General features: G+C 29.2%; 16 protein-coding genes. 6 read left to right on the top strand and 10 right to left on the bottom strand.

Translation table 11 applies throughout. The features are described 5' to 3' along the window. Positions 1–90: 90 nt before the first annotated feature. Entirely contained in the window at positions 91–951 is an 861-nt protein-coding gene (locus tag H9661_RS12845; protein ID WP_143316513.1) for a C39 family peptidase, read from the bottom strand. 250 nt (positions 952–1,201) lie between these two features. On the opposite strand from H9661_RS12845, the gene pelA reads away from it, so the two are divergent. Then, positions 1,202–2,170 carry a pectate lyase gene (gene pelA / locus H9661_RS12850; RefSeq protein ID WP_143316514.1) on the top strand — a complete coding sequence of 323 codons (969 nt, stop codon included), beginning with the start codon at positions 1,202–1,204 and terminating at the stop codon, positions 2,168–2,170. A 67-nt stretch (positions 2,171–2,237) separates the two neighbouring features. Here pelA and H9661_RS12855 read toward each other — a convergent pair whose 3' ends face one another. Continuing rightward, positions 2,238–3,521: an ABC transporter substrate-binding protein gene (locus tag H9661_RS12855; RefSeq protein WP_143316515.1), complete on the bottom strand. Its 1,284-nt coding sequence runs from the start codon at positions 3,519–3,521 to the stop codon at positions 2,238–2,240. Positions 3,522–3,571: 50 nt separating this feature from the next. Next, complete coding sequence (locus H9661_RS12860) at positions 3,572–5,581, bottom strand: methyl-accepting chemotaxis protein (RefSeq protein ID WP_143316516.1); 2,010 nt, start codon at positions 5,579–5,581, stop codon at positions 3,572–3,574. A 350-nt stretch (positions 5,582–5,931) separates the two neighbouring features. On the opposite strand from H9661_RS12860, the gene H9661_RS12865 reads away from it, so the two are divergent. Next, positions 5,932–6,447: a hypothetical protein gene (locus H9661_RS12865; RefSeq protein ID WP_191769191.1), complete on the top strand. Its 516-nt coding sequence runs from the start codon at positions 5,932–5,934 to the stop codon at positions 6,445–6,447. A gap of 85 nt (positions 6,448–6,532) precedes the next feature. Here H9661_RS12865 and H9661_RS12870 read toward each other — a convergent pair whose 3' ends face one another. Beyond that, positions 6,533–7,450, bottom strand: coding sequence for a MerR family transcriptional regulator (locus tag H9661_RS12870; RefSeq protein ID WP_191769194.1), 918 nt, complete (start codon positions 7,448–7,450; stop codon positions 6,533–6,535). 153 nt (positions 7,451–7,603) lie between these two features. On the opposite strand from H9661_RS12870, the gene H9661_RS19675 reads away from it, so the two are divergent. Next, complete coding sequence (locus H9661_RS19675; RefSeq protein WP_243240431.1) at positions 7,604–8,851, top strand: LysM peptidoglycan-binding domain-containing protein; 1,248 nt, start codon at positions 7,604–7,606, stop codon at positions 8,849–8,851. Between the two features lie 69 nt (positions 8,852–8,920). Here H9661_RS19675 and H9661_RS12880 read toward each other — a convergent pair whose 3' ends face one another. From H9661_RS12880 to H9661_RS12900, 5 genes are all read right to left on the bottom strand, one after another. Further along, positions 8,921–10,333: a cellulase family glycosylhydrolase gene (locus H9661_RS12880; RefSeq protein ID WP_191769196.1), complete on the bottom strand. Its 1,413-nt coding sequence runs from the start codon at positions 10,331–10,333 to the stop codon at positions 8,921–8,923. Between the two features lie 139 nt (positions 10,334–10,472). Further along, the gene (locus tag H9661_RS12885) at positions 10,473–11,171 is read right to left on the bottom strand and encodes a LiaF transmembrane domain-containing protein (protein ID WP_143316520.1); all 699 of its coding nucleotides are present in this window, start codon (positions 11,169–11,171) and stop codon (positions 10,473–10,475) included. A 1-nt stretch (position 11,172) separates the two neighbouring features. Continuing rightward, positions 11,173–11,628 (bottom strand): LytTR family DNA-binding domain-containing protein, encoded by a 456-nt coding sequence (locus H9661_RS12890; RefSeq protein ID WP_143316521.1) that lies wholly within the window; start codon positions 11,626–11,628, stop codon positions 11,173–11,175. A 136-nt stretch (positions 11,629–11,764) separates the two neighbouring features. Beyond that, complete coding sequence (locus tag H9661_RS12895) at positions 11,765–12,502, bottom strand: MBL fold metallo-hydrolase (RefSeq protein WP_191769198.1); 738 nt, start codon at positions 12,500–12,502, stop codon at positions 11,765–11,767. Positions 12,503–12,909: 407 nt separating this feature from the next. Beyond that, positions 12,910–13,221 (bottom strand): hypothetical protein, encoded by a 312-nt coding sequence (locus H9661_RS12900; protein WP_191769200.1) that lies wholly within the window; start codon positions 13,219–13,221, stop codon positions 12,910–12,912. 141 nt (positions 13,222–13,362) lie between these two features. On the opposite strand from H9661_RS12900, the gene H9661_RS12905 reads away from it, so the two are divergent. The 3 genes from H9661_RS12905 to H9661_RS12915 all read left to right on the top strand — a co-directional run bounded on the left by H9661_RS12905 (position 13,363) and on the right by H9661_RS12915 (position 15,420). Next, a complete protein-coding gene (locus tag H9661_RS12905; RefSeq protein ID WP_191769202.1) occupies positions 13,363–13,854 on the top strand; it encodes a hypothetical protein in 492 nt (163 codons plus the stop codon). Positions 13,855–14,242: 388 nt separating this feature from the next. Next, entirely contained in the window at positions 14,243–14,803 is a 561-nt protein-coding gene (locus tag H9661_RS12910; RefSeq protein WP_191769204.1) for a GNAT family N-acetyltransferase, read from the top strand. Positions 14,804–14,961: 158 nt separating this feature from the next. Then, positions 14,962–15,420, top strand: a complete 459-nt coding sequence (locus H9661_RS12915; RefSeq protein ID WP_191769206.1) for a hypothetical protein — start codon at positions 14,962–14,964, stop codon at positions 15,418–15,420. Between the two features lie 203 nt (positions 15,421–15,623). Here the strand turns inward: H9661_RS12915 and H9661_RS12920 are convergent, their stop codons facing one another. After that, positions 15,624–16,997, bottom strand: coding sequence for a TrpB-like pyridoxal phosphate-dependent enzyme (locus H9661_RS12920; RefSeq protein WP_191769245.1), 1,374 nt, complete (start codon positions 16,995–16,997; stop codon positions 15,624–15,626). Between the last annotated feature and the right edge of the window lie 32 nt (positions 16,998–17,029).

Genomic DNA, 17,029 nt, shown 5'->3' on the forward strand with positions numbered 1-17,029 from the left:
TTACGGTTAATATAATCATACATTTTGCCTAAAAAAATAAAAGACTTAAAGCTCATTAACTTTAAGTCTTTTATAATTTTCTATGTTTAATTATCTTCCATATGCAGATTTTATCTTAGTAATATCAACTTGATCTCTTTTTAAAGACCTAACCATATTTAAAGAACTACTTAATCTTGAATTTTGAGGTTGAACTACAATTGCATAATTCCACCAATTAATTTCTGCATTCATTAAATCTTTAGATAAATAATATCTGTCTTTTCCTTTTTCTTGTCCATCTCGATAGTGTTCATTCCAGTTATTTGGATCATAAACTTCAAAGTAAGTTTTACCATCAACTACTCTATAACCTTTAACAACTATAAAATGTCCCCCTGAATAACTATAGAATTTGCCTACTCTTCGCTCTGATAACGAATTATATGGTAGATAAGATGTATCAATACAAAGAATTGCTATGTTTCCTTGTTTTAGTTGATCCTTTAAAACCACTTCTCCTTGAGGAATTGTTTTTCCCAAATCTTTTACACTATATCTACTGTTATATAGATTAAGATAGTTAGTTACATCATCTGTATACCACCAACCACCACTACTTCTATAAGTATTTCTTGCATCTTCAGCAGTTCTGTTAAAATTACCATTAACCCATTTTAATGCCATTGTAGTACTAGATGGTCCACAATTACTATCTGAATATGCTCCTGTATTTCCTTGATCAATATACCAATCATAAGGTTTATTATTACTTACATATTCTGTTTGATACTTTCCTAAACCCCAACTTTGGTTTAGTGCTTGTCCAGTATAATTGTAATTTTTTGATGTAACATCATAAGATTGGTTTACTAATACTGATGATTTAGCTTGTGTAGTCACACCACTAGTTAATAATGTAAAAAACACTAATGACATCACAACTAAGCTATTAAATTTTATCTTTTTCATTGAATCTTCCCCCTTTATTCTAATATGAAACATATTGTAATATAGTTAAATAAAGTTGTCAAATCCATATATAAACATTTTGTTCTTTAGTTAAATCATTTTGCACTTTAAGTATAATTTTGCTATATTTCACGAAATATTGTTGATATTACATATCTAAGAAAATATAATTTTTGTAATAAGTTTAAATTTATTATTTAATTTTTGAAGAAATCTTCAAAAATTACTAACAATTAAAGGGGGAGTTCTTATGTTAAAATCCAAATTAAAACGTATATCATTCACATTAGCATGTACAGTTGCTTTAGCTGTTTCTGGATTCATGCTACAACCTTCTCAAAAAGCATTTGCAAAGGGAGATGCTACTGGTACTACAGCGAGTATATCAGATATTTTAAAGAATCAACAACCAGATGGGGGTTGGATAAAGTATTATAATGAAAAAAGTGGCGAATGGGGAAAATCGACTATTGATAACAAAGCTACCTACACAGAAATAAGAAGATTAGCAGCTGAATATAAAAAGACAAAAAATAGTACCTATTCTAATGCAGCAATAAAAGGAATTAACTTCTTATTAAATATGCAATATGATAATGGTGGATGGCCACAAGTTTATAAAAGCTCAGGTTATCACACTCATATAACATACAACGATGATGCAATGGTTAATGTAATGTTTCTTTTAGATGATGTTTCTAATAGAAAAGGTGATTTTTCATTTGTGGACAACAATTTAGTTGATAGATGTAAAGCCGCAGTTAACAAAGGTGTAGATTGTATATTAAAAACTCAAGTTAAAGTTAATGGAAAGCTAACAGCTTGGGGACAACAACACGATGAAAAAACTTTACAGCCTGCATCTGCAAGAGCTTATGAAGTTCCTTCTCTTTCTACTTCTGAAAGTGTAGGTATTGTAAACTTCTTAAAGACTAGAAGAAGTACACCACAAATAGCTACATCAATTAATGCTGCTACAAGCTGGTTTAATTCAGTAAAAATTACCGGAACAAAAGTGACTAAGACAAGTACTGGTCTAAAGCTTCAAAAAGATCCTAAAGCAGCTCCTATCTGGGCTCGTTTTTACGAGATTGGAACTAACAAACCTATATTTGTAAATCGTAAGAGTCAGATATTCTATAACGTTAATCAAATCGAAGTAGAAAGACAACTTGGATATGCATGGTATGGTAATTGGGGTTCAAAGATATTAAAATAATTAAATATTGATTTTAAAAAGAAGGAATGTAGCTAGATTTGTTTTAAAAAATCTAGCTACATTCCCTTTATTTTTGATTTTCCCAGTATTCTTGAATAATATTTAAAAGTTGATTTCTATCAATCTCACTTGATAAATATTTCCTTAGTGCAACTCCAACATTTTCTGAGTTATTTTCTGGTAAGTAACTATTCATAAGTTCCATTGCTTTTTCCTTTTCTTTATATTTCATTATATCATTAGCCAATGGATCTGCTTGCTTAATTTCATTATTAGCAAAGGCAGAAATAATGCCTGATTTATTAACCACGAATTCTTGTCCCTCTTTTGTGTAAACTACCCAATTTAAAAACTTTTTTGCAGCATCTTGTTGTTCTTTTGAACTGTTACTTTTATCAACAACTATATATTTTGTTACTCCTAATGTAATTTCATTATTTCCATACTCAGAGCTATCATTACTTATTGGTACAGGAATAAACCCATAATCTTTATTGTCCTTACTGCTATCTAATATTGACTTAGATGCCCAATTTCCCATATACCAAAATCCAACATCACCTTTTCCTAGTACTTCTGCACATTTATCATATGATGGAGTAAGTGGTTCATCCTTATATATATTATATTTTTTCATTAAATCAAAGGTATCTAAAAGGCCATTTAATTTAGCATTATCTTTTACATTTAGAGTTCCTTTCTTAACATTTTCAATATATTCAATAATATCATTAGTATCTTTTGATTGAGCAGAATAAGCAGTTGATAAAAAATGATCTCCTAATGACCATTTTTCATTAGTTACTATCACACCTTTTTTACCTATAGCTTCAACCTTTTTAAATGCTTCTTCTAAAGATTTTATTGTATTGATACTACTTACATCAATCCCAGCTTCCTCTATTACCTTTTTATTGTATATAAAACCTACACCCTCTGTAGCAAAAGGAAACCCTATAACTTCACCACTCTCATTTTTTGCAATATTCGATATTCCCCCCGAAACATCTTTTACCCACTCTTCCGATGATAAGTCGAGAAGATTATTTTTAATATTTTTTATATGAGTTGGATCCCCTATTGTCATTGTTGGTGCATTTTCATATGAATACATAGACATTAATTTATTATAATATGTTTCATTTCGATTGTATTTAACAACCTTTATTTTTATATTAGGATTTTCTTTAGAAAATTCCTTTGTTGCATCTTCTAATGCTACTTGAATTTCTGGTTTTGAATTCAATATAGAAATATGTACAACTCCAGTATTCTTTTCTTTGTTAGTACATCCAGATAGTATTATTAGAGTAAATATTACTAATAACACACTTGATAATTTCTTTTTCATTATTTGATCCTCCAAATATTATTATTGTTTCTATAATTGATTCTTTCAAATTAAACAGTAAATTTCTTTATATTAATTTCTAATTCATCTACTATTTGGTTTATTCCCTCACTTGATTCTCTTAACTTCTTTATCATAGCTATTTGATCTTCAGACGAAGCAGTAACTTCTTCTGTAACAGCTGCACTTTCCTCTGATACACTTGATAAAGTTTCTACAACCCCTAATAAATCACTTGCAAATTTATTTATATATTCGATTAATTTATTAAAGGATTCTACATTTTCTGAGATATTATTATCTGCAACAGCAATTTCAGAAAATATACTTGCAGTCTTTTCAACTATTGATATCTGTAACTTCATACTGTCTGACATGGAATTCATTAATTTTGTAGTATTATCTGCTTTACTTCTTATGTCCTTAAGTATAAGTGAAATTTGTTCAGTGGAATCATGTGATTCTTTAGCTAGCTTTCCGATTTCTTCTGCTACAACTGCAAATCCTAGTCCACTTTCTCCTGCTTTTGCAGCTTCAATAGACGCATTTAATGCCAATAAATTAGTCTGATCTGATACATTTCTAATAGCTTCTATAATATTATCTATATTTCCTACTGATTTCTCTAATTCTTCTACTTCTTTTACAGTATCTTGAACTAATGAATTTTGATTACCTGTATTGTGTTTTAAATTATCTACACCATTTTCCCCGTTAGATATAGCTACTTTAGAATTATCCAAACAGCTATTAATGTGAATAATCTTACCATTTAATTCACCCATCTTGTCTTCTAGCTCCATAACACTGCTTAGCACTCCCCCAGTTTTTTCTGCCTGTGACACAGAGCCACCTGCAATCTCATTCATAGCTCTTGAAACTTCTTTACTAGATTCTTCAACTGAAGTTGATATATTATTTAAATTATCTGAAGCTTTTTTCAAATAATCATTCTTAGCATATATGTCACTTGTCAATGATTTTAAAGAACTTACCATTTCATTAAAGTCATTACCTATATCTATAATTTCTTTAGCACCATAAACATTTGAAGTTACTGTTAAATCCCCATTTGCAACTTTTTTAGTTAAATTAGCTAACTTTTCAATTGGAGTTACAAGTCTCTTTTGACGATTCCAAGCTATAGCTATAATGATTAAAATCAGTACTCCCAAAAGTGGAATAGATACCTTTAATACTTCTGTAAATCCTTCATATAGCTCACTAGTATGTATTGTAGTAATTGAACCCCAGCCTAAGGATGGAATATAGTTATAAACACCAATCTCTTCTTGTCCCTCTACATTAAAACTCGAGCTATTCATATTACCATTTAACGCATATTTAATTGAATTAGATAATTCTTTCGAATTATAATTATTAATGTTTTCTTTCATTATTTTTTCTTTATCAGGATGGAATGTAATATCTCCTTTTTTATTAAATGTATATACAGTTCCACTTTTTGCAAAAAACACATTGCCTATAATTGAATCCATACTTGATGCTTTTACTTGATTTATAATGCATCCCGTTACTTGTCCATCTTTCTTCACTGGCGCTGCAAACACAATAAAAGAATCTGCGGAATCGCTTTCAATTAAAACATCACTTATATATGTATATCCTTTCATTACTTCACTAAAATATTGTTCCTTTTTAATATTTAAGTTTTTTGATCCTAATCCGTCAACAAGCACATTACCTTCTTTATCTGAAAACAATATATTTTTTATGCTGCTATCCTGTGCTAATTTAGATTTTAATTCTGTTTGAATATCCTTCAAATTATTACTAGCTACTATTTGTGAACTAGAAATTTCTTCGACTAATAATATATTACTATCTCCCCATTTATCTATATTTTCAGTTGCCATACTAGAAATTTGCTTCATAGAATTTATTTGATTAGTGTAGATTGAATTCTTAATTAATATGAAAAATATGCAAGTAAATATAGCTAATGGAATAATCCCTATTAGCAAAAATACACTTAAAAATTCTTGCTTTAAACTTATGACTCTATTTTTTCTCTTTATACCTTTAAATAATTTCTTCATATCTTTCTCCTTCTAAAAGATTATATTTTTGTAAGTTTATTTTTTTATGCTAGTCTAACTAATTCAATAATTATTAACACTTTTATTTTCGACATTTTTTTCACATACTTTAGTTTCTAAACTGATTCTTTTCAATTTTTAGAATAAATTTTATTTTCATAATATTTTTGTTAAAACGTACTTTAGTAGCATATTAAAGCCATTGTTTTAATGATTATTAAATGAATTTCAATCTCCACCCAAACATCCTCTTCTTTTGAAAAAAATAGAAATAAAAAAGGAATTTTGAACTCAACGTGTAAATTAATATATAGATAAATGAAGTTTTACATTATATAAAGGAGTTTTATATGAATAAAAGGAAGATTACTATCTTAGCTTTGATTTTAAGCATTTTACTAAATTTATTTTTTGCTATATATATTTACAATAAAGGTAGCGAAAAAAGCTTATCTAAAATATCTCTAGATAAATTATCAGATTCTGATAAAGAAAACGTAATAGGAGATCTATACTCTGTTGAAGATATTAGTGAGGATAGAAAAGAAGAAATTGCTAAAAACTTGTTTGAAGAACATCTAAACAAAATATCAACTGATTGGCAGAATGTTAAAGATAAAAACTTGAATAGAAAGCCATTACCAACATTTACAGACTATAGAATTACTAATGCCCACTTTATTAAAGAAAGCGGTAATAAATTTACTGTTGATATTACCTATGATATTCAGTATACAGAAGAAGGTAAATCATGGCTTGCTGGTTATGGTGATATATCCGATAACAACTGGATTTTAAAGAAAGGTAACGTTGTTGATGTGATAAAATATAAAGATAAATACCTACTTGTAGATGTTTATCAATAGCATTTCTTTAAAAATAACTTTAAGCCAATGATTTCAAATCATTGGCTTCATTAATTATATGGTACTAATTTAAAAATCTACATCTTTAAATTCTTACTATCCTCATATTGTCATCATACTTAATACCAAGCTCTTTCATCATAAGCTCATTTAACTCTGTAATTTTTTCATGATATTCTCTATACTCTGAACTTAGTATCTTCATATTAGGTATGAAAATGTCATAATATCCACTGCTCGTAAAAAATTCATTAAGATGCTTTTTAAAATTATTAATTGGATTCATTATTTTTATTAGGGATTCATCATTTTGCTTTTCTATATTATCTAATATTTTTCTCTTATATTCTTCTAAAGCCTCACCCTTAGCCTCTAGCATATTATTTATTTCATTTCTTGTCCTCTCAGATATTCTCTTATACATTTCATCACTCATATCTTTATATCCAAACTCAATAATTCTAGGTATTTTTATTTCTGGTACATTATCTAAAAATTCAACTATTTCAACCCATGCTTTATATTTTTCTACTGTGTCTAATGGCTCATTTAGGTATGGTGCAAAATGATATGCTAGGTATTTTCCTATTCCACTTGGAAATGCTCTAACTAATTCTCTTCTTATAAAATTTCCATTATTTTTTTCAACTTCTATAATTTCTTCATTTAATTCCTTTATAGATTTCATAGAAAAATTATCACTTATTATTTTCTCCAAGTATTTCTCTTGTATCTTTAATTCTATCTCTTTCTCATGTTTCTCTTTTATAAGTTTACTAACTTCTTTCTCCTTATCTTTACTGTTAACTATTTTCTTAATATCCTTAATTGATATATCTAGCTTTCTATATAAAGAAATTTCATTTAATAATGCTATATCCTCATCTGAATATTCTCTATATCCATTACTACTCTTTTTGGGTTTTATTAACCCTTTTTTCTCATAATAAGAAATAGCTTTCTTTGTTAATTCAGTTAATTTTGAGACTTCATTTATTAGCATGCACTCACCTCCACTTTATATGTTAATCTATCCCCTAAGGTATCAGTCAATAAAAACTTATAAAATTTTAATGCGTCAACTGCACTTCTTCAATCATATAATATATTACACAATATTATTATAGTAAAATAAAAAAATTATGAGGTGATCTAATTGTCTTTAGCTCAAGATTATTTCCCAATAACTTCAAACTCAGAATATATCTACGAAGGTCTTGGAAATGAATTTGCAAGTTTTACTAACTTTACTGATTACACTACTAATAATAAAGAGCAACTTAGAACAAACAATGGTGGAACTGAAATAGTAAGAGTATATGAATATACCACTGAAGGGGTTAAATTAGTTTTCTCACAAGGTGAGACTTATTACCGTGAAAACTTTTTAAATAAAACTCCTAATAAAAATGAATATATTATATTAAATCCAATATCAGTTGGCAATACCTGGACATTACCTGATGGAGGTATAAGGACTATAACTCACATTAATATATCAATTCAAACTCCTTATATAAACATTCCTTCTGCTATAGAAATTACTACTATTAATGGACAAAACAAAACTATAGATTATTATGTAGAAGGAATTGGATTAATTAAAACTAACTTCTATTCTAATAATACTTTTCTAGTTTCTTCTTCATTAAAAGAAATTAGAAACTCTACTCCTTTAACTCAAACAATAAGGTTTTTCTATCCTGATAATAATACTACTAATGCTTGGTATGTGGATAAAAATATTAATTTCTTCACTAATGATTTAACTAAGGTAAAATTTCAAAATGAATTTAAAAATCCACCTAACTGCTTTGCTCCTTGCATAGGCCCTAATACAACTATCAATTATCTTTACTATAATGCAACTGATGATATGGTTCATGTAGATTTTTCAGCTAACTTTGTTAGCGACTTAAATGCTGGATCTAGCTATGAGTTATTAAGCTTACTTTCAATAACAAATGCTATAGGAAGATATTATAATAAAAACAAGGTATATATCACACTAGCTGGTAATCCTTACAGCTCTGGTCATATAGAGAAACAACCTGGCGAGCCATTTTTAACTAATTTTTCTAATATAAATGAATATACAGGTTATTCTTGCACTACTAAATTCTATTATACTGTAAAGGAAGGTGACACTCTTAGCGAGATTGCCTATAGTTTTGGTACAACCTATCAAGAATTAGCTGCAATTAATAATATTCCTAATCCTGATCTTATTTACGATGGCCAAGTTCTATTAATTTATTTTAATGGAACCTATATTGTGCGTGACGGAGATACCCTTAGTGAAATTGCTGAAATGTTTGGCACAACCTATCAAGAACTTGCTAGAATCAATAATATTCCTGATCCTGACGTCATTTATGTTGGGCAGGTACTAGTAATAGCATAATCTATAAAGGATATGGCTAGGTTTTAAAGAAAACCTACCATATCCTATTAAATAATTATGTTTTTAATTTTAATATGCTAATTTTGATGTCTTTTGAATTCCATGTTCACTAAAGAATACATATTTGCCCCAACTAGTTAAGTTGTTTCCTTCCCAGTCATTTGATAAATCAAGAGTTACATCTTGTCCTCCATTCCCTTTCCATGACCAAGCTACTGTTCCAACTTTCTTTTCATCACTATAATTTACTATTGTTGCCTCATCTACATCTCCACCATTTTGGTAATCACCAAATTCACCAATAACTGTACAAACGCCTTTTTCAAGCATTCTGTCTATATTGCTCTTTACTACAGTTGAATTGGCACCTGCTACTGAATACATATGAATTGAGAACATAATATTGCCAGTCACATCTGCATTTTTTACTGCTGTACAGTTTGATATAAGAGAAGAAGTTTCTTGACCATATCCTGCTGCGTCAACCATTATTGCATTTTCAATTCCTGCACTTCTCATCTTTTTAATTGCTGTGCAGTAAGTATTTGTCCAAACATCACCTTTATTCCATGTTCCAAGCCATTCATTAGCGACATTTACAATAACATAATCTTTATTGGCATTTAAAACATCCTTTAAGGCTATCCAATAATTAACTGCTGTATATAATCTTTGAGGATCGTCAAAGCCTGTATGATCATGTACTTCAAGGATACAAACTAATCCTTTTTCTCTGCACCAAGAAATAATATTATTAACTTCTTCAGCAGTAGTTTTATTCCATTGTGTTCCATCAGCTAACACTACCCTTACAGTATTTGCTCCAAGTCTTGCTACAGCATCAATTGATGTTTTTGTCTCTGAAGTATACCATGCATGTGCAATGTTCACACCTCTCATTACAAATTCATTTCCTTTTCCATCGTATAGCTTATTGCCTTTTACATTAAACCCACCTTTTGATACAGGATCTGTAGGTTGCATTATATCATCAACTTTTTCTATTAATACATAATCTAGAGCTACATATCCCCAATCACTGGATACTCCAAATTTATGCTGTCCCTTTGAAAGAGTGTATTCATTAGTAGTTTTATTCCAACTACCTGCATTAGTACAAAGCTTACCAGCTGGATCCTTATCTAAATAAAGCCAATTCTCTTTATATTGGTCTGAATTAGTAACTATAGTTATTTTATAATTTCCATCACTAGGAACAGTAAAATTAACATCTGCCCAACCTGATACAAGGTATACAAATCCATTTCCAGAATACCCATTAAAAAGATCTTTTCTTATAGCATTACCTCTACCTAAAGAAAAATGCCTGGCAGATTCAAATTCAACTACTTTCTTAAATGAATTTGTATCATTCACCATATAAGAATCCAATGCCCAAGTATTAGTATTACAGTTAACAAGAATTAAAATTATTGCAATAAACGCTGCAACCCACCTACAAGATTTTCTTAGTTTTTTCATTTTTATACCCCCATTTTCTAATTTCTTCTTTATTATTCTATCAAAATTATTCTATTAAAGATATATCTTTTAAAAATAAAGCCTATATCTTAAATCGTTACACAAAATAAGATATAGGCTTCTCTTTAATTATAATAAATTAGATATAAATTATTTCTACTCCTGCAAAGGAAATATCACCAACTAATGTTAAAGTATTTTCTGTTTGCCTGTCATTTTTATTTTTTTCACTAATACCACCTAAAAACACATGAGTTCTATCATCTATATTCCAAGATCTTGGTACAAATAATTCTATTCCTGAAAAAGAAGCATTAATATTAACTACAGCCTTCCCATTAGCCATAGTTGCATTATCAAAATACACCTTCAAAGCTCCAAAAGAACACTCTAAATCAGCTTGCTCAAAATTATCTGAATTTATATATTTTATGCTATCACCAAAGGAACTTTTGCATCTAACATGGCTATCATCTTCTACATCAATCTTTTCAAACTTATAATCTTCAGAATTATATTTTGTATGAATCCATTTATGATGTCTGTTAAAAATCATTGATAGCCCTATACTACCAAACAATGCTGCTATAAGCACAGTCCAAGGAGTAATACCGGTAATCCCTAATTCATTATCATACATTATACAAATAAATGCCAAAGGGAATAAAACACCTGGAAAATTAAGTCTTAGCAAACTTTTTATTATAACTAATACTAAAAAAACTGTGAACAATAAACTAAATACATTTACATCTGGGAAGTATCCTAGCCTATTTATAACTAAGAAAACCCCTAGCAATATAAAACCTATCCCCCAAAAAATCCTATCTTTTTTCATATCATTTCCTCTTTTCTAATAACTTGATTTTTAATGGTTTATAATAATATCTTGAAACATATACCTGTTTATGAGTATTTTGAAATTCCACTTTACTTGATGATGATATGCTTCGTGTTATGGAGTAAATATGATTAGTATTTAAAATTGTTGATTTTGAAACTCTCATAAAGTATCCTGGTAAAAACTCTTCAAGTTCATAAAGTTTATATTTTACATTATAAATATTATCTATGGTATGCGCGCAAATCCCATTTTCATCAGTTTCAAAAAACAACACTTCTTGTAATGAAAGATAATATTCAGTATCTCCTCTGTAAAAAGTTATATTTTTCTTTTTTGACAACATATCCTCAAGAAAAACTTGAATATTTTTGACTTCTTCACTTAATTCATTACATCTAATAATAACTTCATCTTCTTCAATTTTAGTATCTAATTCAATTCGTATTTTCATATTTTCACTCCCCACATTTTTATTATATTAACTGCTTTTCCCATTGTCTATATGTTATAGGTAAGTGGTTAGTTATTCATAGTAAGTGGTATATTTTTAATACATATATTACAACCCTTTAAACTGTCACTTAATATTACTCTCTTAAAATTCTTTCAATACGCTCATTTACTTTACCTTTATATATGCCCCCATGATAGCAAATCACTGTTTCTATATCATATTTTAAAAGTTTTTTTAATGACTTTTCGTTTAAATTATTATCAAAATTAATAGAATCAGGAAAGGCAACTAGCTTCCCACTTTTAACCATCAAAAGATCTCCAGCTATAAGTGTCTTACTTTCTTTAAGGTATAAGCTAATATGCCCTGGGGTATGACCTGGGGTAAAAATTACTATAATTCCACCACAACATTGTAATTCTTCACCATCTGTCAAGGTCTTATCTATATTTACTTTACAATTTTCAAAGCCAGTCTTAAGTTTTTCGTATATCATTTTAAGCTCTTCTGCCCCATTTTTCAGTTTAGTTTCTAGCTCAGCAAGCTTAACTGGCACCTTTTCCCCATTTATATAAGCTTTTTCTTCTATATGAGCAAAGACTTTCACCTCATTAGGTAAAGACTCCAATATACTCGATAGACTTCCTATATGATCAATATCTTGATGAGTAAGCAAAACCTTATTTAATTTGTTAAATTCTATCCCTGTCTTTTCTATTTCCTCACGAATTTTAGACAATTGTCCTGGATATCCAGCATCTACTAACATAATTGTATCCTTGTCCCATATTAGTGTTGGGTTAATAACACTGTCCATTCCCATAATATTAGAATTTATTTCAAGCATTTCAACTCCATTAGCTATTTTCATTTACTTATTCCCCCTCGAATTATTATAAAAATTTTTTTAAATCTATTGACTTTTTATTGATTATATGTTATAATATGGTTTATTATTAGAATTTTAGTATACTTTACCTTAGTATAATTGTCAATATAGGCCTTAAAGATAACAAGGGCTGTCGCACTAAATAATCAGTGTGACAGCTTCATTTTTATGTAAAAAATAAATTTCATACTCTTAATTTTAAACATTTAAAACTCTGATGACTAAAAAAGTCATTAAAAATAAAGACTTATTAAAGTACACTATTTTTAAGCTATTAAGTTGATTTTGTTTGAAAACATCTTGAAAATCTCAATAAAATATAAAAAAATGGACTGTCCATTAGCATTTTTGAAACGCTAATGCGACAGCCCATTTTCTATTTCGCTATATTAAACAGTCACAAAAATATAATCTGTTTTCACATTTGTTCCAGTTGGCATAGATACTCTAATTTGTATTCTATGAGTACCATGCGATAAGTTCTTAACTAGAAATGTTTGTAAATATGTGTTCCCATGATAAGAATAAGCTAATAAATGTCCATTATCAGGAACATAACTACCATCTACCCATATAGCAGTAGAACCTTGTCCACCTACAGTTTTTACTTGAATACCAACATTAGTAGTGTTTATACTATAAGTTTCTCCTGTATATGTAGCTATTGCTTGATCTCCTTTAGCATATACATCTCCATCCATAATATTTTAATTTCACACATTATACACAATATTGCTACATAAGTTGTTATTCAACATATTTGGAAGAAAAATAAAATTAAAGTTTTTTATACCATAAGCGATAAAAAGTATATATAATTATACAGGGAGGAATAAGCAAAAATGAACAACATAAGTACTTATAATAATATGAATAGCTTAAATATTAAAAACGAATCAGTTACTAATACTACGAATCTTACAACTAAAAATCAGACTAATAAGACTGAGAATAGAAGCTCGAATACTTCGGATACTATTGAAATAGAACAAAAGAACAAAACTATAATTAATACTAAAAAAGCATATGATGCTCTTCAAGAAACTTGTAAAGAATTTGGTACTGTAGAATGTGGAGGGGATATTTGCGGTACTATGCAATTCTATGTAAATAATTTAATGATTTTTATGAGGGATGAAGGAATATCTGTTCCAGACTTTAACTTAAAAAGTGATAATACTAATAATAATGACTTTTTAGGATTTATAGATAAATTAAAAGAATTTACCCAAAAAGCTATGGAAGATAAAACCAGCATAAATATCGCTCCTGATAACTTCTTTGATTTTTGCGATGTTTGGAAAGAAAAACTTATCCAAACTGGTTGTCGTTAAATAATTAAGGTCTCAATTTCGCTAAAAGTTACTTTGGCAAAATTAAAAGGTGCTGTCCGCACTAAATAATTAGTGCACAGCTCCATTTTTATGCAAAAAAATAAATTCCAGGCTCCGAAGAGCAAGGAATTTATAGTAAAATTAATGTATGATGAAAAACATTAGCTTACAAAAAAATTATATAACTATAAGATAAAATTTATCAATTAAAACTTCTGCTAAATCTCTATTATATAACTATATGCTATAAAGCATGAAGAAAATATAGAATTTGTACATGGATGTGGAAAAAGAAAAACTCTAAAGTACGCTATTTTTAAGCTATTAAGTTGATTTTGTTTGAAATATCTTGAAAATCCTAATAAAATATGAAAAAGGGGGCTATTCTATGAATCATTTAGGAACTGTAGAAATAGAAACAGAGAGATTAAAATTACGTAAATTTTACATATCAGATGCAAAGGCTATGTTTAACAACTGGGCAAATGACTCAGAGGTAACAAAATATTTGACTTGGCCAGCACTGACATCTGTTAAAGCAGCAGAAAATACATTATCAAACTGGATTAATAATTATTCTGACAGTAGGTTTTATCAATGGGCAATTGTACTAAAAGAAGATGTTTTGGAACCTATTGGTACTATTAGTGTTGTTCATATGGATGAAGAAATTGATATGGTGCATGTTGGATACTGTGTAGGAAGAAAATGTTGGAATAAAGGTATAACTTCTGAGGCATTTAAAGGAATCATTCCATTTTTAATTGAAAAAGTTGAAGTTAAACGTATTGAATCTCGCCATGATCCAAGAAATCCAAATTCCGGTAAAGTCATGTTAAAATGTGGTTTGCAATATGAAGGAACACTACGTAAAGCAGATATAAATAATCAAGGAATTTGTGATGCTTCCATGTATGCACTTCTCGCTGAAGATTATTACAAGAGTTAAACATAGGCAATTGCCACAAAATTCATGTTATGTTAGTATATATATACTAGGTGGGACTAGAACAATACTTAATTTTGAAAAGCAATCAAGAAGTTAATCTATACATTATATAACTTCTTTTTTGTTATAAATAAAATAATTAAAGGTAGGTATAATGAATGAAAAACAAAAAGTTGTTTATGTTCCCATTGATTTTAGGATTAGTTATTTTTCAACTAATTGGGTGTAGTTACAAGACTACAGTAAATGGAGTTGATAAAAGCAATTCTACAAAAGTATCTAAGGTTGAATTTGTAAATGGATATGAATCTAATTACAAAAATGAAGAGACAGTAAGTTCATACCAAAATACAAATGGTTTGTATGGAAGAGTATATTTTGAAAATGTACCTGATGATGCAACAAAAATATTATTTGTATGGAAAGATAAAAATGGTGACAAAACAGTAACAAGTGCAGAACTAGACATTACATCAGCTCAAAGTAAGGAGCCTGCAAAATCTTATGTAACTAGTAATGGTGGAGTTGTTCCTAACGGAACTTATGTCTTAGAAACATACTTAAAAGACACTAATGATCTTTTAAATAAATCAGAAATTCAGGTATCTAATAAATAGAATACTTTAAACTAAAAAAGCTCAAGTAAATACTAGGATAAGTATTTACTTGAGCTTTTTTATATATCTAATTACTTTTTACGTTTCTCAAGAGTTATACTTTTATCTGACTGCCAGCGCACAACATAATTAAGAATACCGTCTTTAATTGAAAAAAGTGTGACTTTATTTAATAAAATCACACTTCTTCATAGCTTCTTTTACTAATTCTTAGGGATAATAGGCAATTCTGAAAATCCTTTTTCTAAATCTTTTTCTGTTGGAATATAATCCTTCATTGTTCCCTTTAAATATGCTTCATAAGCCATCATATCAAAATAGCCTGTCCCTGTAAGTCCAAAAAGAATTGTTTTAGCTTCTCCAGTTTCTTTACATTTTAATGCTTCTAAAACAGCTCCATATATAGCATGAGATGACTCTGGTGCAGGAAGAATAGTTTCCTGCTTAGCAAACAAAGTTGCTGCTTCAAATACTTTTGTTTGCTCTACTGATATAGCTTCCATATATTCATCATGATATAATTTCGAAACAATTGGTGACATACCATGATATCTAAGGCCCCCTGCATGGTTAGCTGATGGAACAAAACTACATCCTAAAGTATACATTCTTGCTAACGGAGTAATCTTACCAACATCGCAATAATCATAGGCATAGCGCCCTCTAGTTAAAGATGGACATGATGCAGGCTCTACAGCAACTATTCTAGGGTTAGCTTTTCCAGTCAATTTATCTTGTACAAATGGAGCTATAAGTCCTCCAAGATTTGACCCTCCCCCTGCACATCCAATTACCACATCAGGATATTCATCGATCATCTCCATAGCAATCTTAGATTCTAATCCAATTATGGATTGATGAAGAACTACTTGATTTAATACAGAACCAAGGACATATCTACAGCCTTCTGTAGTAACAGCCTTTTCTACTGCTTCAGAAATTGCAGAGCCAAGGCTTCCGCTAGTAGTTGGATCTGCCTTTAATATTGCTCTACCAACATTTGTAGTATTGCTTGGACTTGGAACTATTTTCCCATCAAAGGTCTCTATAATAGATTTACGAAAGGGCTTTTGTTCATAGGAACATTTCACCATATAAACAGTAAGAGGAATATTGTAATAACTACATGCTTCAGCTAAAGCTGTTCCCCATTGACCTGCCCCAGTTTCTGTGGTAACACTTGTTAATCCTTGCTTTTTCGCATAGTATGCTTGAGCAATTGCTGAATTTAATTTATGACTTCCGGAAGTATTATTTCCTTCATATTTATAATAAATCTTAGCTGGTGTTCCTAAAGCCTTTTCCAAATTATATGCCCTTATTAATGGTGAAGGACGGAACATCTTATAAAATTCTTGTACTTCTTCTGGAATGTCTATGTAACAAGTTGTGTTATCTAATTCCTGTTTTGCTAGTTCAGTACAAAATACAGGATATAAATCTTCTTCCGTTGCTGGTTTATAAGTCTTTGGATTTAACATAGGATCTGGTAGTTCCTTCATATCTGCTCTTAGGTTATACCATTGTTTTGGCATTTGATCCTCCGTAAGATAAATTCTATGTGGTATTTTCATAATAACCCCTCCATTTTAATATATTTTATGCTTAT

It is taken from the genome of Clostridium cibarium (genome assembly GCF_014836335.1).
Classification (GTDB): domain Bacteria; phylum Bacillota; class Clostridia; order Clostridiales; family Clostridiaceae; genus Clostridium; species Clostridium cibarium.